At 73.7% G+C, this 20,155-nt stretch carries 16 protein-coding genes; 5 read left to right on the top strand and 11 right to left on the bottom strand.

Annotation, left to right across the window (positions count from 1 at the left end):
* Window positions 1-176: 176 nt before the first annotated feature.
* Both uvrA and rsgA read right to left on the bottom strand, forming a co-directional pair.
* Window positions 177-3,119: an excinuclease ABC subunit UvrA gene (uvrA, locus tag D7193_RS13170; protein WP_120779765.1), complete on the bottom strand. Its 2,943-nt coding sequence runs from the start codon at window positions 3,117-3,119 to the stop codon at window positions 177-179.
* Window positions 3,120-3,389: 270 nt separating this feature from the next.
* Window positions 3,390-4,469 carry a ribosome small subunit-dependent GTPase A gene (gene rsgA, locus D7193_RS13175; protein ID WP_120779766.1) on the bottom strand — a complete coding sequence of 360 codons (1,080 nt, stop codon included), beginning with the start codon at window positions 4,467-4,469 and terminating at the stop codon, window positions 3,390-3,392.
* Between the two features lie 174 nt (window positions 4,470-4,643).
* On the opposite strand from rsgA, the gene D7193_RS13180 reads away from it, so the two are divergent.
* Complete coding sequence (locus tag D7193_RS13180) at window positions 4,644-5,360, top strand: maleylpyruvate isomerase family mycothiol-dependent enzyme (RefSeq protein ID WP_120779767.1); 717 nt, start codon at window positions 4,644-4,646, stop codon at window positions 5,358-5,360.
* Between the two features lie 7 nt (window positions 5,361-5,367).
* Complete coding sequence (locus D7193_RS13185; protein ID WP_120779768.1) at window positions 5,368-6,021, top strand: MBL fold metallo-hydrolase; 654 nt, start codon at window positions 5,368-5,370, stop codon at window positions 6,019-6,021.
* 116 nt (window positions 6,022-6,137) lie between these two features.
* Here the strand turns inward: D7193_RS13185 and D7193_RS13190 are convergent, their stop codons facing one another.
* Together D7193_RS13190 and D7193_RS13195 are read right to left on the bottom strand one after the other, a co-directional pair.
* Window positions 6,138-6,755 (bottom strand): DedA family protein, encoded by a 618-nt coding sequence (locus D7193_RS13190; protein WP_120779769.1) that lies wholly within the window; start codon window positions 6,753-6,755, stop codon window positions 6,138-6,140.
* Between the two features lie 97 nt (window positions 6,756-6,852).
* Window positions 6,853-7,545 (bottom strand): class I SAM-dependent methyltransferase, encoded by a 693-nt coding sequence (locus D7193_RS13195; protein ID WP_120779770.1) that lies wholly within the window; start codon window positions 7,543-7,545, stop codon window positions 6,853-6,855.
* Between the two features lie 171 nt (window positions 7,546-7,716).
* Between D7193_RS13195 and D7193_RS13200 the strand changes: the two genes are divergently transcribed.
* Window positions 7,717-7,920 (top strand): cold-shock protein, encoded by a 204-nt coding sequence (locus tag D7193_RS13200; protein WP_076467683.1) that lies wholly within the window; start codon window positions 7,717-7,719, stop codon window positions 7,918-7,920.
* A 47-nt stretch (window positions 7,921-7,967) separates the two neighbouring features.
* On the opposite strand, the gene D7193_RS13205 is transcribed toward D7193_RS13200, so the two are convergent.
* The 5 genes from D7193_RS13205 to D7193_RS13225 form a co-directional block, all read right to left on the bottom strand.
* Window positions 7,968-9,260 carry an MFS transporter gene (locus D7193_RS13205; RefSeq protein WP_241562971.1) on the bottom strand — a complete coding sequence of 431 codons (1,293 nt, stop codon included), beginning with the start codon at window positions 9,258-9,260 and terminating at the stop codon, window positions 7,968-7,970.
* Between the two features lie 29 nt (window positions 9,261-9,289).
* Complete coding sequence (locus D7193_RS13210; RefSeq protein WP_120779772.1) at window positions 9,290-9,865, bottom strand: ArsR/SmtB family transcription factor; 576 nt, start codon at window positions 9,863-9,865, stop codon at window positions 9,290-9,292.
* Between the two features lie 108 nt (window positions 9,866-9,973).
* Window positions 9,974-10,855, bottom strand: a complete 882-nt coding sequence (locus D7193_RS13215) for a hypothetical protein (RefSeq protein WP_120779773.1) — start codon at window positions 10,853-10,855, stop codon at window positions 9,974-9,976.
* A gap of 161 nt (window positions 10,856-11,016) precedes the next feature.
* The gene (locus tag D7193_RS13220; protein ID WP_120779774.1) at window positions 11,017-12,804 is read right to left on the bottom strand and encodes a CocE/NonD family hydrolase; all 1,788 of its coding nucleotides are present in this window, start codon (window positions 12,802-12,804) and stop codon (window positions 11,017-11,019) included.
* A 2-nt stretch (window positions 12,805-12,806) separates the two neighbouring features.
* Window positions 12,807-13,340, bottom strand: coding sequence for a MarR family winged helix-turn-helix transcriptional regulator (locus tag D7193_RS13225; protein ID WP_120780384.1), 534 nt, complete (start codon window positions 13,338-13,340; stop codon window positions 12,807-12,809).
* A 138-nt stretch (window positions 13,341-13,478) separates the two neighbouring features.
* Here D7193_RS13225 and D7193_RS13230 point away from each other — a divergent pair, with 138 nt between their 5' ends.
* Complete coding sequence (locus tag D7193_RS13230; protein ID WP_120779775.1) at window positions 13,479-15,617, top strand: MMPL family transporter; 2,139 nt, start codon at window positions 13,479-13,481, stop codon at window positions 15,615-15,617.
* A gap of 86 nt (window positions 15,618-15,703) precedes the next feature.
* Here the strand turns inward: D7193_RS13230 and D7193_RS13235 are convergent, their stop codons facing one another.
* Together D7193_RS13235 and D7193_RS13240 are read right to left on the bottom strand one after the other, a co-directional pair.
* A complete protein-coding gene (locus tag D7193_RS13235) occupies window positions 15,704-16,582 on the bottom strand; it encodes a transglycosylase SLT domain-containing protein (protein WP_120779776.1) in 879 nt (292 codons plus the stop codon).
* A 31-nt stretch (window positions 16,583-16,613) separates the two neighbouring features.
* Entirely contained in the window at window positions 16,614-18,071 is a 1,458-nt protein-coding gene (locus D7193_RS13240; RefSeq protein WP_120779777.1) for a DedA family protein, read from the bottom strand.
* Window positions 18,072-18,207: 136 nt separating this feature from the next.
* Between D7193_RS13240 and typA the strand changes: the two genes are divergently transcribed.
* Window positions 18,208-20,076: a translational GTPase TypA gene (gene typA, locus D7193_RS13245; RefSeq protein ID WP_120779778.1), complete on the top strand. Its 1,869-nt coding sequence runs from the start codon at window positions 18,208-18,210 to the stop codon at window positions 20,074-20,076.
* Window positions 20,077-20,155: the final 79 nt, after the last annotated feature.

Below are 20,155 nucleotides of genomic sequence, written 5' to 3' on the forward strand. Positions count from 1 at the left end.
GAACCCGGGTACGGCGCCCGGAGTTGGCCCGGCCTGGCGTGACCGGCTCGACAGCCCTGGAGCGACCGTGGTCGACACCGGATCGCCGACGTGGCGGCATCCGGCGCACCCGGACACCGCCACGTCGGCGACCTGGAGTCAGCGCCGCCGCGACGCCCGTCCCGCGCGTGGGCGGCTCAGCGTGCCCCGGCGGGGACCTTCCGCGTGGACCGGGCCTTCGACCCGTTGGCCTTGGCCGCCCGCGACGTGGCCGCCGCGGCGCCCTTCGCCTCGCCGTCGAGCTTGAGCACGTGGCGCAGGAACTGCCCCGTGTGGCTCTCGGGCACCTCGGCGACCTCCTCGGGAGTGCCGGTGGCGAGCACGGTGCCGCCCCGGTGGCCGCCCTCGGGGCCCATGTCGATGAGCCAGTCCGCCGTCTTGATCACGTCGAGGTTGTGCTCGATGGTGATCACCGTGTTGCCCTTGTCGACCAGCCCTTCGAGCACCATGAGCAGCTTGCGGATGTCCTCGAAGTGCAGACCCGTGGTCGGCTCGTCGAGCACGTAGACCGTCCGGCCGGTGGACCGCTTCTGCAGCTCGGACGCGAGCTTGACCCGCTGCGCCTCGCCACCGGAGAGCGTCGGCGCCGGCTGGCCGAGGCGGACGTAGCCCAGGCCCACGTCGACGAGGGTCTTGAGGTGCCGGTGGATGGCGGGGATCGCGGAGAAGAACTCCGCCGCCTCCTCGATCGGCATGTCGAGCACCTCGGCCACGGTCCTGCCCTTGTAGTGCACCTCCAGGGTCTCCCGGTTGTAGCGGGCGCCCTTGCAGACCTCGCACGGGACGTACACGTCGGGGAGGAAGTTCATCTCGATCTTGATGGTGCCGTCGCCGGAGCACGCCTCGCAGCGCCCACCCTTGACATTGAAGGAGAACCGCCCGGGCCCGTAGCCGCGCACCTTCGCCTCGGTGGTCTCGGCGAACAGCTTGCGAATGTGGTCCCAGACGCCCGTGTAGGTGGCCGGGTTCGACCGGGGCGTACGCCCGATGGGCGACTGGTCGACGCCCACCACCTTGTCGACGTGCTCCAGACCGGTGACCCGGGTGTGCCGGCCCGGCACCAGCCGGGCGCCGTTGATCTGGTTGGCGAGCACGGCGTGCAGGATGTCGTTGACCAGGGTCGACTTTCCCGAGCCGCTGACGCCGGTGACGGCGATGAGCTGCCCGAGCGGGAAGCTCACGGTCAGGTTGCGCAGGTTGTGCTCCCGCGCCCCGTGCACCACCAGCTCCCGGCCGGGGGTCTGCGGGCGACGCGTCTGCGGCGTCGGGATCGACTTGCGCCCCGACAGGTACGCGCCGGTGACCGACTCCGGGTTCTCCAGCAGCGCCGGCACCGAGCCGCTGTGCACGATCTTGCCGCCGTGCTCACCGGCGCCCGGGCCGATGTCGACGATCCAGTCCGCCGTGCGGATCGTGTCCTCGTCGTGCTCGACGACGATCAGGGTGTTGCCCAGGCCACGCAGCCGGACCAGCGTCTCGATGAGCCGGTGGTTGTCGCGCTGGTGCAGCCCGATCGACGGCTCGTCGAGCACGTAGAGCACGCCGACCAGGCCGGACCCGATCTGCGTCGCCAGCCGGATGCGCTGCGCCTCGCCGCCGGAGAGGGTGCCCGCCGGCCGGTCCAGCGACAGGTAGTCGAGGCCGACGTCGAGCAGGAACCGCAGCCGGGCGTTGATCTCCTTGAGGACCCGCTCGGCGATCATCTTCTGCCGGTCGGTGAGCTCGATGCCGGCGAGCAGGTCGGCGCACTCCCCCACCGACAGGTTGCAGACCTCGGCGATGCTCTTGCCGGCGATGGTGACCGCGAGCACCTCGGGCTTGAGCCGGGTGCCGCCGCACGCCGCGCACGGCACGTCGCGCATGTAGCCCTCGTACTTCTCGCGCGACCACTCCGACTCGGTGTCGGTGTGCCGGCGCTCGATCCACTGCACCACGCCCTCGAAGCCGGTGTAGTAGGACCGCTCGCGGCCGTACTTGTTGCGGTAGCGCACGTGCACCTGGTCGTCGGAACCGTGCAGGATCGTCTTCTGCGCCCGCGACGGCAGCGCCCGCCACGGCGTGTCCAGGTCGAAGTGCTCGGCGTCGCCGAGCGCCTCGAGCAGCCGGAGGAAGTACTCCAGCGTGTGCCCGCTCGCCCAGGGCTGGATCGCGCCCTCGCGCAGGGTGCGCTCCGGGTCGGGGACGACCAGCTCGGGGTCGACCTCCTTCTTCGTGCCCAGGCCGGTGCACTCGGGGCACGCGCCGTACGGGGCGTTGAAGGAGAACACCCGGGGTTCCAGGTCCTCGATGGCGAGGGGGTGGTCGTTGGGGCAGGCCAGGTGCTCGGAGTAGCGGCGCTCCCGGTCGGGGTCGTCCTCGGCCAGGTCGACGAAGTCGAGCAGCACCAGCCCGCCGGAGAGGCCGAGCGCCGCCTCGACCGAGTCGGTCAGCCGCTGCTTGGCGCTGGGCTTGACGCTGAGCCGGTCGATCACGACCTCGATGGTGTGCTTCTCCTGCTTCTTGAGCTTCGGCGGCTCGGTGAGCGGGTGCACCACGCCGTCGACGCGGGCCCGGGCGTAGCCCTTGGCCTGGAGCTCGGCGAAGAGATCGACGTACTCGCCCTTGCGACCGCGCACCACGGGGGCGAGCACCATGAACCGGGTGCCCTCGGCCATGGCCAGCACCCGGTCGACGATCTGCTGGGGGCTCTGCTTGGAGATCCGCTCGCCGCAGACCGGGCAGTGGGGCTCGCCGACCCGGGCGAAGAGCAGACGGAGGTAGTCGTAGACCTCGGTGATGGTGCCGACGGTGGAACGCGGGTTGCGCGAGGTCGACTTCTGGTCGATCGAGACGGCGGGACTCAACCCCTCGATGAAGTCGACGTCGGGCTTGTCCATCTGCCCGAGGAACTGCCGGGCGTACGACGACAGCGACTCGACGTAGCGGCGCTGGCCCTCGGCGAAGATCGTGTCGAAGGCCAGGCTCGACTTGCCGGACCCGGACAGCCCGGTGAACACGATGAGGGCGTCCCGGGGCAGGTCGAGGCTGACGTCACGCAGGTTGTGCTCGCGCGCGCCACGGATGATCAATCGGTCGGCCACGGTCCGTGTACTCCCGGGTAAGAAGGTGAGGCGGTTCTGTCCGCTCGACGGCGAGGGTGAGCGGTTGTGCGGGCGCAGGAATGACGCCTCGGCAACTCTAGCCCTGAGGTACGACAATTCTCCGCGCCCGCACATTCCCCCAGCTCAGGCCGGTCGGGCGGGGCGTCAGAGCCCACCCGACCGGGCGCCCTGGCCGGCTGTGAGAACCCGCCCGGCGACGCGCCCGGGGCGGCTGTCAGAACCCGCCCGGCGATGTGCCCGGGGCGGCTGTCAGAACCCGCCCGGCGAGGGCGGCCGGGCCGGCCGGTTGGCCCGCCGGCGCGCCCCGCGCCACCCGCCGCGACGCTCGGCCGCGAGCCGGGCCTCCCGCCGCCGGCTCTCGAAGGCCACCTCCCGCTGCAACCGGCGCCAGCTCTCCCAGCGCCGGGTGCTCAGGTCACCGCTCTCCAGCGCCTCCCGCACCGCGCAGGCCGGCTCGCCGTCGTGCGCGCAGTCCGCGTACCGGCAGCCGGTCGCCAGGTCGGCGATGTCGGCGAAGGCCCGGTCCAGGCCCGCCGAGCCGTCCAGCAGGCCAACCGCACGGACCCCCGGGGTGTCCAGCACCGCGCCGCCGCCGGGCACCGGCACCAGGGAGCGCCACGTGGTGGTGTGGCGGCCCTTGCCGTCCACGCGACGGATCGCCTGTGTGGGCATCACCACCGCGCCGGCCAGCGCGTTGACGAGGCTCGACTTGCCCGCGCCGGACGGGCCGAGCAGGCCGAGGGTCCGCCCGGGTGCGACCTGCGCCCGCAGCGGGTCGAGGCCGGCGCCGCGTTCGGCGCTGACCGGCAGCACCGGCACGCCCGGCGCGACCGCCGCGAGCTGGCGGGCGATCGCCTCCGGGTCGGCGGCCAGGTCGGCCTTGGTGAGGACGACCAGCGGTTGGGCGCCGGACTCGTGGACGAGGGAGAGCAGCCGCTCGATGCGGCCGGTGTCCGGTTCCGGGTGGACGGGTTCGACGACCGCGGCGGCGTCGAGGTTGGCGGCGAGCACCTGCCCGCTGGCGTCCTTGCCGGCGGTCCGGCGCACCAGCGCGGTACGGCGCGGCAGCACCGCCTCGACGGTGTGCCGCCCGTCCGGCCAGGTGGCGACCAGCACCCAGTCGCCCGCACAGGGCAGGGTGGTGAGGTCGCGGGCGGCGGCGGCGAGCACCGTGCCGCCCAGGCTGGCGCGGACCGGTCCGTCCGCGCAGAGCACGGTGCAGACCCCCCGGTCGACCCGGGCCACCCGGCCCGGGCGGTGGTCGGTACGCCGTCGTACGTGGGCCGCCCACCCGGCGTCCCAGCCGAGGGCGGTCAGGTCGATCTTCATGGTTTCCTCATCGGTGTCGCAGGGTTTGGCGGAACACGCGTGCCACGACCGGCATGAGCCCCACCTCCTCCCGACGTCCCGGTGCCGCGTTGCCGCCGACGGTAGGGCGTGCGGCGACGCGCCGGAAGCGATTTCCCCGGCGACTGCGGCCCGCGGGACCGCTAGGGTCGGAGGGTGACCACGGATCCGCTGCTGCTGACCGGCGAGGTGGACGCCGCGACGTCGCGGCTGCTGCGCGCCGCGGCCACCTTCGACGAGGCGGACCTGGCCGCCGGGTCGCTGCTGCCCGGCTGGACCCGCGGTCACGTCCTGGCCCACCTGGCGCGCAACGCCGACGGCTTCGTCAACCTGCTCACCGCCGCCCGCACCGGCGAGCCGCGGCCGATGTACGACTCGCCGGCCGGCCGCGTGGCGGCGATCGAGGCCGGCGCCGACCGGCCCGCCGCCGCGCACCTGGACGACCTGCGCCGCTCGGCTGACCGGTTCGCCGACGCCGCGGCCGCCATGCCGGCCGAGGCGTGGACAGTAACGGTCGAGACGCCGGGCGGTCCCCGGGTCGCCGCGGAGCTGGTCTGGTGCCGGCTGCGCGAGGTGGAGGTGCACCACCTGGACCTGGCCGCCGGGCACCGGCCGGCCGACTGGCCGGAGACGTTCGCCCACCGGCTGCTGCACGAGGTCGCCACCGACCTGGTCGACCGACCCGGGGTGCCCTCGATGGTGCTCCGTTTCGACGGCAGCCGGCACGAGCTTCTGATCGGCGAGCGCGGGGGCGCGCCGGTCGTCGCCGGTCCCGCTCCCGACCTCGCCGCCTGGCTGATCGGCCGTGGCGGCGCCGACCGGCTGACCGTCACTCCCGACGGCCCCCTGCCGAACCCACCCGAATGGATGTAGAGACCAGATGACCTACAGCGGTGACGTGTCCCCCGGCGGCCCCCCGGCGGTGCGTGAGCTCGACCGGCTCACGATCAGCAAGCTGTCGGTGGGCCCGATGGACAACAACGCGTACCTGCTGACCTGCCGCGGCACCGGCGAGCAGGTGCTGATCGACGCCGCCAACGAGGCGCCCCGCCTGCTGGAGCTGGTCGGCGGCGGCGGCCTCACGGCCGTGGTCACCACGCACCGGCACATGGACCACTGGGTGGCGCTGGAGGAGGTCGTGGCCAAGACCGGCGCGCGGGCGCTCGTGCACGCCGACGACGCGTCCGGCCTGCCGATCGAGGCGGAGACCGTGGCCGACGGCGACACGATCCCGGTCGGCGACTGCGCCCTGGAGGTCATCCATCTGCGCGGGCACACGCCCGGCTCGATCGCCCTGCTCTACCGGGACCCGGCCGGCACGCCGCACCTGTTCACCGGCGACAGTCTGTTTCCCGGTGGTGTGGGGAACACCGAGAAGGACCCGGAGCGGTTCGCGGCGCTGATCGGCGACGTGGAGGCCAAGCTGTTCGACCGGCTGCCCGACGAGACCTGGTTCTACCCGGGCCACGGGAAGGACAGCACGATCGGCGCGGAGCGGCCGGCGCTGCCGCAGTGGCGGGCCCGGGGCTGGTGACCGCCCTCCCCCTGTCGATCAAGAGCTTTGCGTCAGGACCCGACCCGGTGCTGACGCAAACCTCTTGATCACTGCGGCGGGGCACAGGGGGCGCGGGGGCCGGGGGCCGGGTGGGTTCAGGTGGTGGGGTTGGTCAGGGCGCGTAGCCGGCGGCGGGTGCCGAGCAGGACGACGCCGGCGAGCAGCAGCCCGACCGCCATGGTGACCAGCATCGGGCTCGACTCGCCGGGCAGCAGGCCGGCGAGCGACCGGGACGCGGTGCCGAGGACCAGGTAGAGCCCGGCCCAGCCGGCAGCCCCGAGGGCGGCGCAGCCGAGGAACCGCCGGTAGGACATGTGCAGTCCGCCGGCGGCCAGCGGCAGCAGCGCGTTGAACACGGGCAGGAACGGCGCCACGAGCACCATCCGCCCGCCGCCGCGGCGCAGGATGCCCTCGGCCGCCGCCCACCGGGCCTCACCGATCCAGCCGCCGACACGGCTGTGGCGGAGCCGGTCGCCGTAGCGGCGGCCCGCGAGGAAGCTCAGCGACCAGCCGGCCAGGCAGCCGACCACCACGGAGGTGAAGGTGGCCAGCCCGGTCGCGGGCCGGCCCACCCCCACCGCGGCGAGGATGGCCACGTCGCCGGGGACCAGCACCCCCAGCAGCGGTACGGCGTCGAAGAGCATCACCACCCCGAGCACCCCCATCAGCAGCGTGGTGGGGAGCTCTCCGACCTGGGCCAGCCAATCCGCCATGACCCGTACGCTATGGCGGCGTGTCACCTGGCACATCCGGCCGGATCCCCCACTGTGTCCCTGATCATCGTCTCGGGGTCGCCCCTGAGTCGGCGGCTCAGGACGGGCGCAGCACCTGCACCCGGCGTACCGGCGAGTCGACCGCCGGTTCGGTGGTCGGCACGGGGTAGCTGGCCACTGTGGCCAGCCGGTCCGGTGGCAGGTGGCCCCGGTCAGGGTCGCCCACCAGCACCTCCGCGCCGCCGGCCGCGGCCCGGGCGAGGAAGGGCAGCATCCGGTCGGCCAGCGCCCGGTCGTACAGCACATCGCCGGCGAGCAGCAGATCGGTCCCGTCGGTGGCGCGGTCCAGGAGGTCACCCCCGGTCACCGCGACCCGGACGCGGTTGGCCCGGGCGTTGATCGTGACCGCGGCGACGGCGTACGGGTCGATGTCGTTGGCGGTCACGTGGGCGGCCCCGGCGAGCGCGGCGGCGATCGCCACGAGGCCGGAGCCGGCGGCGAGGTCCAGGACCCGGCGCCCGGCGACCAGGTGGGGGTGGTCGAGCAGGTGGCGGGCCAGGGCCTGCCCGCCGGCCCAGACCGAGGCCCAGTACGGCGGCGGCAGGCGGTGGCCGGCGTTGGCCTCCATCCGGGCCCACCACAGGATCGGGTCCTCGGCCAGGTGCAGCCGGACCTCGGGCACGAACGGGGTGGGCGCGAGCCGCAGGCCGTCCGGCCCGTGGCCGGCGGCGATCTCGCGTTCCAGCTCCGTCAGCGCGGCGGCCGCGGCATCTCTCACCGGCGCTAGCATGCCGCAGCGGGGGTGTGGCGGTGCCCATTTCGCCAGGTCCCGGAAAGGTTCACCCGGGTGCCTCCGGCACTTCGCCCGGCGGATGTCGGTTTGGACCGTTACTGTCGGGGAGGTACAGGGCGACGATCGGCCGGCGGCCGGTGGTCGCCCGCTGTGAACAGGGAGAGACGCATGGCAACCGGCACGGTTAAGTGGTTCAACTCGGAAAAGGGCTTCGGCTTCATCGAGCAGGACGGCGGGGGCCCGGACGTGTTCGTCCACTACTCGGCCATTCAGAGCAGCGGCTACCGGGAGCTGAGCGAGGGGCAGAAGGTCGAGTTCGAGGTGACCCAGGGCCAGAAGGGCCCGCAGGCGGACAACGTACGCCCCATGTGAGGTCCCACCGGTGCGGCGGCCGGAGAGCCCGGCCGCCGCACCGTTACTCACCGCGCCGGCCCGCTTGCGGCGACCGCCGGCGTGGTGGTGTCGCGCGTGGACGCCGGGGGTGCGGAGGGCAGGTCCCGGTGCCGGCGCAGCGGGCCCGCGAACAGGATCAGCGGTGTGACCGCCAGCCAGGCGGTCATCGCCAGCACCGCCGTCCGGACCCCGAACACGGTGCCCAGCGCGCCGGCCAGCAGGGCGGCCAGCGGGATGGTGCCGTAGTTGAGCAGCTGCATGCTCACGGTGACGCGGCCCAGCAGGTGGTGCGGTGTGTAGGTCTGCCGGAAGCTGCCCTTGAGCACGTTGTTGACGGCCACGCCGAGGCTGATCAGCAGCCCGCCGAGGGCCGGCCAGAGCAGGGCGGCGCCGGGGCCGGCGAGCGGGATCAGCAGCGCGGGCGGCCCGCTGAGCACCGCGCAGCCCAGCATGGCCCGCGCGGTGCCGAGGCGGCGGCCCGCGAGGCTGGCCAGCAGCGCGCCCACCACGCCTCCGGCGCTCATCGCCGCGACGAGCAGGCCGACCACACCCGGGGCGAGCCGGACGTCACGGACCAGGAAGACGACGAGCACCGCCTGGTAGCCGATCAGCCCGATGTTGCTCGCGGCGCCGAAGACCGTCAGCACCCTCAGGTACGGGTCACGGGCGACGAACCGTACGCCGTCGGCGATCTCGCGGCGCAGTGACCGCGACCGGCCGGCGCGCGCCGGCCGGGGTTCGGCCGTCCGGATCCGCGCCAGGCAGGCGGCCGACACCAGGAAGCTCACGGCGTCCAGCAGCAGCGCGGCCACCGCGCCGACGGCCTGGGCGATCAGGCCGGCGAGGCCCGGACCGACCACGTAGCTCGCGGTCTGCGTGGCCTGCAGCTTCGCGTTGCCCTCCGGCACCTGTGCGGGACGCAGCAGAACGGGCAGGTAGACCTGGTCGGCGGTCTCGAAGAAGACCCGGGCGAGCCCGGCGCCGAGCGCGACGAGCAGCAGTTGCGCGACGGTGAGCGCCCCGAACAGCGTGGCGACCGGCACGCTGAGGAACAGCAGCGCCGACACCAGGTCGCAGATGATCATCACGGGCCGGCGGGGCAGCCGGTCCACCCAGGCGCCGGCCGGCAGGCCGACCAGCAGCCACGGCAGCCAGGCCGCGGCGGTCAGCACCGCCACCTGCACGGTGCTCGCGTCGAGCACGGCCACCGCCACCAGGGGCAGCGCCACCGCGGTGACGTTGCTGCCGACGCTGCTGACCGTCTGGGCCGCCCACAGCAGCCGGAAGTCGCGGTGGCGGAGCAGCCCGCCACGCCGCACGGGGGGTGCCCCGGACCGGGTGAGCGCGGTCACGGCTGGGCCGGGACGCCGTAGGCGAACAGGAAGACGGGGTGGCGCTCCCGCCCGTCGTCGGGGACCTCCCGGTCGGCCCAGCGGGCCAGCAGGTCGGTCACCTCACGTCCGAGTTCGGCGAGTTCCTCCGGTGTGAGGTGCAACCACCGGTCGGTCGAGAACGGCCCGTCGCCCCACGCCGCGTGCGCCGTCTCGTCCGCCGCGTGCCAGGCGCGGGCGATCTGCACGTGCCGGTCGAGGTTGAGCGAGGTGGCGGCGTCGGCCACCGCGCGGGCCGCCGGGTCGGCGTCGAAGTCGGCGTTGGACCAGCGTACGGCGCGGCTGACCAGGCGCCACCACCGCTCGCGGCGGTCGCGGGCCCGTTCCGGCGCCTCGGTGACCAGCTCGGCGGCGGCGAGGACCTTGAGGTGGTGGCTCACGTTGGCCGGCGCCTGGCCGGTGCGCTCGGCGAGCAGGCCGACCGTGGCGGGACCGTGCACCTTGAGCACGTCCATCAGCCGCCGGCGCAGCGGGTGGGACAGAGCGGCCAGCACCCGGGAGTCGGTCACCTGGCGTACGTCGTGGTTCTCCATGCCACCAGCGTGACATCAGCAAGAGCTGTTGTGCAACAGCTATTGCGTAATAACTCTTGCCGTACGGGTGGGCGGGCCGCCCCCGGGCCGGGGCGGCCCGCCCACGACTCAGGCCGCCAACCGGCGGGCGAGTTCCTCCGCGACCTGCTCGGCCAGCTCCGGGGGGATCGCCTCGGCGATCTTCTCGGGGGTGAGCCCGGCCAGCACGCCCTGGACGATCGCCGACTCGTCGGTGAAGTCCCGGCCGGCCAGCGCCGTGAGCGCCGCCTGCAGCGCGGCCAGCTGCGCGGTGACCGTCTTGAGCGTCGGGTAGTTGGGCGGCTTGATCCCGGTCTGGTCCTCGCCCACGGACATCCGTGTGTAGATCTGGCCGATCGGGTTGCGGCCGTCGAGAACTGTCAGGTTCTTGTGGATGGTGGCGAGCCAGTTGTGTTCCTCTTGCGTCATGTCCGGTCCCTCCAGAAGTCCGATGGCGGTCAGGTAGCGGCGGAACAGGGATCTCTGGTCCCGGCCCGCCTTGATGGCGTCCCGGAAGAAGCTGAAATGCGTGTGCCAGAGGTGCGAGTTGTCCCCGCTGGATCTCTTTCCGAGCCGGTCCCACCGGCGGACCACGCGCCCGTCCGGGCTGTAGATGATTTCGCGGATGTCCCGCGTGTCCGCGGCGTTCGCGGCGCACTGCCCCACACACCAGGTGGAGAAGCTGCGGAGGTCGTGGGCCTGGCCGCGGACGGTGACTCGGAACTGGCCGACGTCGAGGGCGGCGGCGTCCAGCGTCAGCCCGGCCCGGTCGCGCGGTGACTCGACCACCGAGTAGTCGTTGGTCACCACCCGGTCCGAGCCGCAGTGGTAACCACCTCGGTGCGCCGGGTCGCCGACGATGCCGACCTCGGCGGGTTCGAGGTCCGCGTCGCGGACCGTGTTCTTGTCGACGTTCAGGTGCTCGAGAAGCAGGCTGCGTACGGCCATGAGGTTCGCCGGAGCCCGGGTCATGGGTCCCCCTCTCCCGGTTGGACGAGGGCCGGGCACGGCGTTACACCGCGTACGCGGGGCGAGCTCGACGCGCGGGCCCGGCCAACTGGTGCACGGCGCCGGGCGTTGCCCCAACCATAGCCCGCTCTCCGGGCAAACGCCCAGGTCAGAGCGCCTCACATTCACATTCGACGGTCGGGGCGTCCACTGTGTGCTATCGGCAGGTGCACTCCGGAGGGGTGTTCCGGGTCGTGCAGGATCTCCCGGAAACCGGCACGCAGCGTGACGGCACTGCCGAGGGGCTCGCCGGTGCCGGGGTTGCGCGCGTACCGGGGGTGGGCACCGCCGGAGACCTGCACCCGCAGCCGGTGGCCGGCGGCGAACCGGTGCGCGGTGGGCCACAGGGGCACCGGCACGCGGACCACTCCGTCCGGCCCGGTCGGGAAGCGGTCGGGGGTGATCCGGACCAGCCCGTCGCAGACGTTCCAGGACCGCCCGCGACGGTCCACGTCACACAGCCGTACGAAAATGTCCAGGTAGGACAGCTCGCTGCGGACGTACACCTCGGCGCGCACCGGCCCGATCACCTCCACCGGCCGGGCCAGCGGGGCGCTCGACCAGGTCAGCACGTCCGGCCGGGCCTCGACGCGGCGGTTGTCCACCGGCCCGGCCCGCTGGGCGACCAGCAGCGGGCCGCCGAGGGACGGGGTGGGGTCCGCCGGGTCGTACCGGAACACGTCCGGCGGTGACGGCACGGGCGGCCGTGCCGCGAGCACGCCGCCCGGGTGCAGGTGCCAGGGCACCGCCGTCGCGGGTGGGGGCCAGTCCGGCAGGTCACGCCAGCCGCCACCGGCGCCGCCGACGTACACCCGCACCGGCGCGGCGTGCGACGGCCCGGGTTCCGGCGGCGCCGCGGCCGGCGACGCCGAAGCCGGCGCGGCGGTCGGCGACGCGGAGGTCGGCGCGGCGGCCCCCGGCGTGGAAGCCGGCGTGGCGGCCGGCGGAGTGGAAGCGGGCGCGGAGGTCGGCAGGCCGGCGAGGTGGCGGTCCAGCCAGGCCACGCCCTCGCGCAGCGCTGCCACGACGAGCCCGGGACTGCCGTGGGTCCACGGCCCGATCACCAGACGTGGACGGCGGCCGGCGGCGCGCAGGACGGCGTAGTCGTCGAGCTGGGCGGGGAGGAAGATGTCGTGCCAGCCGGTGACCATGGCCACCGGCGCGCGGGCCCGCGTCACCGCCTCGGCGAACACCCGGGCCCGCCAGTAGTCGGCCTGCGGCGTGTGGTGTCGCAGCCACTCCTGAAAGAACGGGACGGTCACGCCGGTGGCGATCCTGTCGGCCTCGGCCAGCGGCAGGTGGGCCAGCGCCGCGGCGAGGCGGGGCTGGCCGCGCTTGAGTTCCCACTGGCGGGCCAGCCAGGGCACGGTCTGCGCCTGGAGCAGTTCCACCCAGGTGAGCACCGTGTCGAGGGCGAAGGACTCCCCCGAGTACGTGGAGTCGCGGGTGGCCGACGCGGTGGCCACGGCGACCATCGCGCGCAACTCGTCGCCCGCGTCCGCGGCGAGCGCCCACTGCACGAAGCCCTGGTAGCTGGCCCCGAACGTGCCGAGGCCGCCGGAGTACCACGGCTGGCGGCGCAGCCAGTCGAGGGTGTCGAGGCCGTCGTCGCGTTCGTGCACGAGCGGGGCGAAGAGCCCGCCCGAGCCGTCCGTGCCCCGGCAGGCCTGGATGACGACGTGGTAGCCCCGCTCGGCCAGGAGCCGGCCGAGCAGCCGCATCGGCCCGCCCCGCCCGTACGGGGTGCGGATGAGCACCGTCGGCACGCTGGGCAGGTCGGGGGCGTAGTGGTCGGTGCGCAGGGTGACGCCGTCACGGACCCGGACGGGAAGGCCCCGGGTGACGGCGACCCGAACGGTGCGGGCCGCGGGCAGCCGCAGCGCCGCCGCGGCGAGTCGGGTGACCGGCCACACGGTCAGGCGTCGCCGGTCGGCTCGGGCGTCCCGACGCGGTGGGGTTCACCACGGGCGGCGCGCACCTCGTCGCGGTGCGCCCGCATGGACCGCACCATCTCGGCCATGAACCGGTGCACCACGGCCAGCTCGTCGTCGGTGAACCGGTCCATCACCTGGTCGGTGCGCCGGCCCAGCGGCCCGAAGAAGCTCTGCGCCAGGGAGGCTCCCCGGTCGGCGTAGTGCAGCAGGATCTTGCGCCGGTCGACGGTGTCCCGGTCCCGCCGGATGTGGCCGGCGCGTTCGAGCCGGTCGACCAGCGCGGTCACCGAGCCGGAGGAGAGGTTGAGCGCCTCACCGAGGCGGCCGGGGGTGGTCGGGTCGCCGATCAGCTCGGCTTCCATCACCGCGATCAGCGCCTGCAGGTCGGTGGCGTTGAGCCCGTGCAGGTTGGCGAACGCCTGGCCGATGTGCTGCGCCTCGGTGGAGTAACGCCGCAGGTCGTTGGTGATGTCCGCGACCATCCGCCCTCGCGGGTCGTCCCGCCGCCGGTACATGCTCTGCGCCGTCACCGCGTACCGCCACCCCCCTGCCCCGTCGTCCCGGTTGCAGCATAGAACCCATCCGAATAATCTCGGTTGTCAAGATACTCAGTTGCCAAGATTCATTCCTCGATGATCATGTGAGGATCTCCGATGTCGCTGTTCACCCGCGTCGCCCGGGGCCGGCTCGCCGCCTGGCTCACCGTGGTCGCCGCGCTCGTCGTCGGCGCGGTGGTGTTCGGGCTACCGAAGCCGGACAACCCTGAGCCCGTCTCCGCCACCGGCCTGTCGGTGACGTGGCAGTCGACGCAGGTGGAACGCCTCCAGGAGCAGTTGCCGTCCAAGGACGCGCAGCCCGCCCTCGTGGTGGTGAGCCGCGCCGACCGGGCCCCGCTCAGCGGCACCGACCGCGGCGCGCTCGACGACGCCGCCGCCGCACTGGGGCCGCTAGCCGTCGGTGGGCGGGTCTCCCCCGCCCAGGTCTCCCCCGACGGCACCGTCGCGCTGGTCGCGGTGCCGCTGTCCAGCGCGGGCGGGCCGCAGAGCGTGGTCGACAAGGTGGAGCAGGTCCGGGAAGCGGTCGGCGGCCTGCCCGCCGAGCTGACCGTCGAGGTCACCGGCGGGCCCGCCTTCACCGCCGACCTGGGCAAGGTATTCCAGGGCGCCGACACCACCCTGCTGCTGGTCACCGCGGCCGTCGTGGCGGTGCTGCTGCTGGTCACCTACCGCAGCCCCTTCCTGTGGCTCGTACCGCTGCTGGTGGTGGGCGCCGCCGAACAGTTCACTCTGCGCGTGGTGGAGTCCCTGGTGCCCGCGCTCGGCATCTACCTGCCCAGCGGTCAGGTCACCGGCATCGCCAGCGTGCTGGTCTTCGGCGCCGCGACCGACTACGCGCTGCTGCTCATCGCGCGCTACCGGGAGGAGCTGCGCCGCGAGGAGAACCGGTTCACCGCCATGCGCGCCGCCCTGCGCCGCACCGCCGAGCCGATCCTGGCCAGCGGCGGCACCGTCGTCCTCGGTGTGCTCACGCTGCTGTTGTCGGAGCAGGAGACCAACCGGGCCCTGGCCCTGGCCTGCGCCACCGGGGTGGTGTTCGCCATGCTCTCCGCCCTCTTCGTCCTCCCGGCCGCCCTGGTGCTGTTCGGCCGGGGCCTGTTCTGGCCGTTCGTCCCCCGGGTCGGCGCCGCCGCCCGGGAGGGCCGGCTCTGGGGTCGCCTCGGCGCGCTGGTCGTCCGCCGGCCGCTGCCGGTCGCCGCGCTGGCCACCCTGCTCCTCGCCGGCCTGGCCCTCGGCGGGCTGGGCATCCGCACCGGCCTGTCGGAGACCGAACAGTTCCGGGAGCGACCCGAGGCGGTCGCCGGCGCGGAGACGCTGGCCCGCGCCTTCCCGGCCGGCAGCACCCAGCCGGTCGCGGTGCTCACCAACCCGCAGGCGGCCCCCAGGGTCCTCGCCGCCGCCGAGGCCGTCGACGGGGTCGCCTCGGCCCGTCCCGGCGCGGCCGGGGACCGCGTCGCGCAGGTCGACGTGGTCCTCACCGCCGAGCCGGGCACCGCCGCCTCGGACCGCGCCGTGGTGGCGCTGCGCGAGTCGGTCGCCGCCGTGCCGGATTCCGCGCCGCCCACCGTCTCCGGCGCGGACGCCCCCGACGGCGCGCTGGTCGGCGGCTCGGTCGCCGCCACCTACGACTCGAACGAGGCCAACACGCGGGACCTCCAGCTGATCCTGCCGATCATCCTGCTGCTGGTGGGCGCGGTCCTGGTGCTGCTGCTGCGCGGGCTGCTGGCGCCTCTGCTGCTGGTGCTGACCGTGATCGCCTCGTTCTTCGCCAGCCTCGGCGCGGCGTGGCTGCTCTTCGACCACGTGCTGGACTTCCCGGCGCTGGACAGCGGGGTGCTGCTGCTCGCCTTCGTGTTCCTGGTGGCGCTCGGCGTGGACTACAACATCTTCCTGGTCAGCCGGGCCCGGGAGGACGCCCGCCGCACCGGCACCCGCGATGGCATGCTGTCCGCGCTGCGCGTCACCGGTGGTGTCATCACCAGCGCCGGCGTGCTGCTGGCCGCGGTCTTCGCGGTCCTCGGCGTGCTACCGCTGATCACGCTCACCCAGATCGGGATCATCGTCTGCATCGGCGTACTGCTGGACACGCTGCTGGTCCGCACGGTGCTCGTGCCGGCGCTGGCGTTCCTGCTGGGCGACCGCTTCTGGTGGCCCGGACGGATCAGCGGCCACCCCGACGCGCCCGCCGCCGGGGCGCCCGGCGCGGCGGCCGAGCCGGTCGCCGCACGGGACTGATCGAATCGGCCGGGGGTCGGCCAGGTGCCGGCCCCCGGTCGCGTCGCGGGGACCGACCGCGACGTTCCCGTGCCGGAGCGGATCGATCAGAAGTTCAGGCACTCGCACTCGGTCATGAGCGCGCGCACGTTACGCACGTACTGCGGATTGGGGATGGCCAACGGCTCCCCCTCCTGGGCGACCGCGCCGTGGCCGTAGTTGTACGCCGAGATCACCGCGTTCAGCAGACAGGAGTTCAGCTCGCTGGTGCACAGCGACGCGTCCAGCGAGTAGTCGGAGTCGAAGTACATGTCGCCGATGTACTTGGTGAGCCACGCCAGGTAGGTGCCGCCCAGGTACGCGTTGTCGCTGTAGTCGTCGATGTCGTAGCTCTGCTCGAACCGCTGGTTCATCCAGTCCGCCGTCGCCGGCATGACCTGCATGAGCCCGATCCCGCCGTCGCAGGCCACGATGTTCGACTGCCACCCGCTCTCCTGCCAGGCGGTCGCCTTCATGAGGCTCAGCGGGATGCTGATGTCCGGTGCCGACACCGGCCAGTACGTCCGCTGCGCGGCGTCGGTCAGGGCGGCCTTGACCTGCGCCCGGGTGGCCTGGCTGCCCTCGTAGCTCGGCTTGCAACCGGTGGGCGCGGGCTTCGGCGGCGGAGGCGGCACCTGGGTCTCGGTCGGCGGCTTCGGCACCGGCCGCGGCCCGGCCGTGCGCTTCGGCTTGGGGCTCGGCTTGGCCGACGGCGACGCGCTGCGCGACGGGGTCGGCGCGAGGCCCATGCCCTCCGAGGCGGCGGGGGTGGCCGGCGCGTCCAGTTCGACCGGCGCGGCGCTCGCCTCCCCGGACACCTCGACCGGCCCGGCCAGCGGGACGGCCGCGTCCTGGGGTCGCGTGCCCTGCCCGGCGCAGCCGCCCAGGGCCACCAGCAGCAGCCCGGCGAGCACTGCGGCGCCCATCCGCCCCGTCCGTCGGCGCATCCCGGTCCCCTCCCGTCGACGTCGCCGCACCCTAACAGGGCTCCACCGGCCTCCGTTGCCCCTCGGGCCGCTCCGGCGCCGGGTCGGCGGGCCCGTCCGCCGCCGGCTCGTCGGGCCGGTCGGGGGCCGGCTCGGGCCGCCCGCGCCCGCCGACGGCCCGGGTCCGGGTGGCCCAGGCCACCATGAACACCGCCGTCCAGAGCACCCCCAGCAGGATCCCCGCGACCGTGCCGCTGGCCGTGCTGAGCCCCAGGTAGAGGCGGGCACCCGCGAGGTAGACGACCGCGGCCGCCGCGCCGGTCCAGGCCGCCACCGCCACGGGCCAGCGCGCCCCCCGCGACAGCAGCCAGGCCAGCGTGCACAGGCTCGCCGTCACGACCGCGTTCGGGGTGGGAAAGAGCACGTCCTCGGGACCGTTGCCGGCCGACCCGGCCAGGTCGGCGGCCACGGCCAGCACCACCAACGGGACGAACGCCCCCACCGTGCCGACGAGGCCGAGCAGGTCGGCCCGCCACGGCCGGCTGCGCCACGCCAGCACCGCGGCCACCACGGCGACCAGGCCGATCAGCACCGGCCCGCGCAGCGCCGACACCGACGCGTGCACCGCGCCGACCGCGTCGGGCGTACGCCGGGCGGCGAACCAGTCGGCGATGGCGCCGTCCACCAGGGCGAGCCCGCTGTGCCGGACCACGAGCCCCAGCAGCTCGGCGAACGCGAAGCCGGCGACGAAGAGCAGCGCGAGCCCGGTCACGAGGTTGAGCAGCAGCGTCCAGCCGGGCCCGATGCGCATGGTGAGCAGGAAGAAGAGCACCCCGTAGCGGCCGGCCAGCCAGCGCACCGGCGGCAGCGCGGTGGCCCGGGACAGCAGCGCCCGCACCGGGTCGGGGTTGCGTCCCAGCCAACGACCGATCAGCACCACCGCCACCAGGGCCACCAGCAGCACCAGCACGGCTCCGGTGGCCTGGCCCAGCATGTGCGAGACCGTCTCGTACGACTCGCCGGCCAGGTAGCCGACGAGCACCGACCCGCCGACCCACGTCGCCACCCCGGCGAGGTTCCACGGCGCGAACCGGCGGTACGGCATCCCGGCGGCGCCGGCCAGCCGCGGCACCAGCGTGCGGGCGAAGGCGATCCAGCGGGCCGTGAAGACCCCCCGGCCGCCGAGCCGGTTGAGCAGCCGGTCGGCCCGCTGCCAGCGCTCCGGGCCGACCCGGTGGCCCAGGCCGCTGGCCCGCAGGCGTGGCCCGTACCGGCGGCCCGCCCGGAAGGCGAGTGTGTCTCCGGTCACCGCGGCGGCGATCATCACGACCAGGGTCGGGCCGAGCCGCAGGGTGCCCGCGTACGCTAGGAAACCGACCAGCAGCAGGGTCGCCTCGCCCGGCACCAGGAGGCCGAAGATCACGGCGGTCTCGCCCGCGACGATCAGCGCGGCGACCAGGTAGATCAGCAGGGACGGCAAACCCTGCAGAACGGTCAGCAGGTCGTGCACGCGGCCCCCATGAACACGAGGGTCAGCATGCCAGCCGCCGCAGCGGCTGGGACAGGAGTTTCACGAGAGATCCGGGCCATTCGGGGGATGACCCCGAGGCGGAACCGGCAACCGCAGACAGGAGAGTATGGAGGGTATGCAGCTTCGCACCGACCTCCGCAACGTCGCCATCATCGCCCACGTCGACCACGGCAAGACGACCCTGGTCGACGCCATGTTGCGGCAGGCCGGCGCGTTCGGCGCCCGGGCCGAGGTGACCGACCGGGTGATGGACTCCATGGACCTGGAGCGGGAAAAGGGCATCACGATCCTGGCCAAGAACACCGGCGTGCACTACATGCCGGCCGACGGCTCCGACCCGGTGACCATCAACATCATCGACACCCCCGGCCACGCCGACTTCGGCGGCGAGGTCGAGCGTGGCCTGACCATGGTCGACGGGGTGGTCCTGCTGGTGGACGCCAGCGAGGGCCCGCTGCCGCAGACCCGGTTCGTGCTGCGCAAGGCGCTCCAGGCCCGCCTGCCGATCATCCTGGTGATCAACAAGGTGGACCGTCCGGACGCCCGGATCAAGGAGGTCGTGGACGACACCTACGAACTCTTCCTCGACCTGGACGCCGACGAGGAGCAGATCGACTTCCCGATCGTCTACGCCTGCGCTCGCGACGGCATCGCCTCGCTCACCCAGCCCGCCGACGGCGCCGTCCCCGACGACAGCCACAACCTCGAACCCCTGTTCCGCACCCTGCTGGACACCATCCCGGCGCCCGCGTACGAGGAGGACGCGCCGCTGCAGGCGCACGTCACCAACCTCGACGCCTCGCCGTTCCTGGGCCGGCTGGCCCTGTGCCGCGTACGCCAGGGCACCATCACCAAGGGCCAGACCGTGGCCTGGTGCCGCACCGACGGCAGCACCCAGCGGGTCCGCATCTCCGAGCTGCTGATGACCGAGGGCCTGGAGCGCAAGCCGGCGGACTCGGCGGGCCCGGGCGACATCATCGCGGTCGCCGGCATCCCCGAGATCATGATCGGCGAGACGCTCGCGGACGCGGAGACCCCGGTCCCCCTGCCGCTGATCACGGTCGACGAGCCGGCCATCTCGATGACCATCGGCACCAACACCTCCCCGCTCGTCGGGCGGGTCAAGGGCGCCAAGGTCACCGCCCGCATGGTCAAGGACCGGCTCGACAAGGAGCTCATCGGCAACGTGTCGCTGCGGGTGCTGCCCACCGAGCGTCCCGACGCGTGGGAGGTGCAGGGCCGCGGCGAGCTGGCCCTGGCGATCCTGGTCGAGCAGATGCGCCGGGAGTCCTACGAGCTGACCGTCGGCAAGCCGCAGGTGGTCACCCGCGAGATCGACGGGAAGACCTGCGAGCCGGTCGAGCGGCTGACCATCGACGCCCCCGAGGAGTACCTGGGCGCCATCACGCAGCTGCTGGCCACCCGCAAGGGCCGCATGGAGCAGCTGGTCAACCACGGCACCGGCTGGATCCGGATGGAGTGGCTGGTCCCGGCGCGCGGCCTCATCGGCTTCCGCACCGAGTTCCTCACCGAGACCCGCGGCACGGGCATCCTGCACCACGTCTTCGAGTCGTACGAGCCGTGGTTCGGTGAGCTGCGTACCCGCAACAACGGGTCGCTGGTCGCCGACCGGTCCGGCTCGGTGACCGCGTTCGCCATGACGAACCTCCAGGAGCGCGGCCAGCTCTTCGTCGAGCCGGGCACCGAGGTGTACGAGGGCATGATCGTCGGGGAGAACTCCCGCTCCGACGACATGGACGTCAACATCACCAAGGAGAAGAAGCTCACCAACATGCGGTCGTCGACCGCGGACGAGACCGAGAAGCTGATCCCGCCGCGCAAGCTGTCGCTGGAGCAGGCCCTCGAGTTCTGCCGCGAGGACGAGTGCGTCGAGGTGACCCCGGCCGCGGTGCGCATCCGCAAGGTGGTGCTGGACCAGACCCAGCGCGGCCGGATGGCCGCCCGCCGCAAGCACGCCGGCTGACCTTCCCCACCCCGGCCCACGGAGCCCGGCCCGCCGCTCGGCAGGCCGGGCTCCCGCGTACCCACCCACCCCCGGCCCC

Source organism: Micromonospora costi (genome assembly GCF_003626655.1).
Classification (GTDB): domain Bacteria; phylum Actinomycetota; class Actinomycetes; order Mycobacteriales; family Micromonosporaceae; genus Micromonospora; species Micromonospora costi.

Coding starts and splice junctions, on each gene's coding strand:
- D7193_RS13215 (WP_120779773.1), bottom strand. CDS start 10,855: ATGACCCGGGCTCCGGCGAACCTCATGGCCGTACGCAGCCTGCTTCTC.
- rsgA (WP_120779766.1), bottom strand. CDS start 4,469: ATGAAGATCGACCTGACCGCCCTCGGCTGGGACGCCGGGTGGGCGGCC.
- D7193_RS13195 (WP_120779770.1), bottom strand. CDS start 7,545: ATGCTAGCGCCGGTGAGAGATGCCGCGGCCGCCGCGCTGACGGAGCTG.
- D7193_RS13185 (WP_120779768.1), top strand. CDS start 5,368: ATGACCTACAGCGGTGACGTGTCCCCCGGCGGCCCCCCGGCGGTGCGT.
- D7193_RS13230 (WP_120779775.1), top strand. CDS start 13,479: ATGTCGCTGTTCACCCGCGTCGCCCGGGGCCGGCTCGCCGCCTGGCTC.
- D7193_RS13235 (WP_120779776.1), bottom strand. CDS start 16,582: ATGCGCCGACGGACGGGGCGGATGGGCGCCGCAGTGCTCGCCGGGCTG.
- D7193_RS13200 (WP_076467683.1), top strand. CDS start 7,717: ATGGCAACCGGCACGGTTAAGTGGTTCAACTCGGAAAAGGGCTTCGGC.
- D7193_RS13210 (WP_120779772.1), bottom strand. CDS start 9,865: ATGGAGAACCACGACGTACGCCAGGTGACCGACTCCCGGGTGCTGGCC.
- D7193_RS13190 (WP_120779769.1), bottom strand. CDS start 6,755: ATGGCGGATTGGCTGGCCCAGGTCGGAGAGCTCCCCACCACGCTGCTG.
- D7193_RS13225 (WP_120780384.1), bottom strand. CDS start 13,340: ATGTACCGGCGGCGGGACGACCCGCGAGGGCGGATGGTCGCGGACATC.
- typA (WP_120779778.1), top strand. CDS start 18,208: ATGCAGCTTCGCACCGACCTCCGCAACGTCGCCATCATCGCCCACGTC.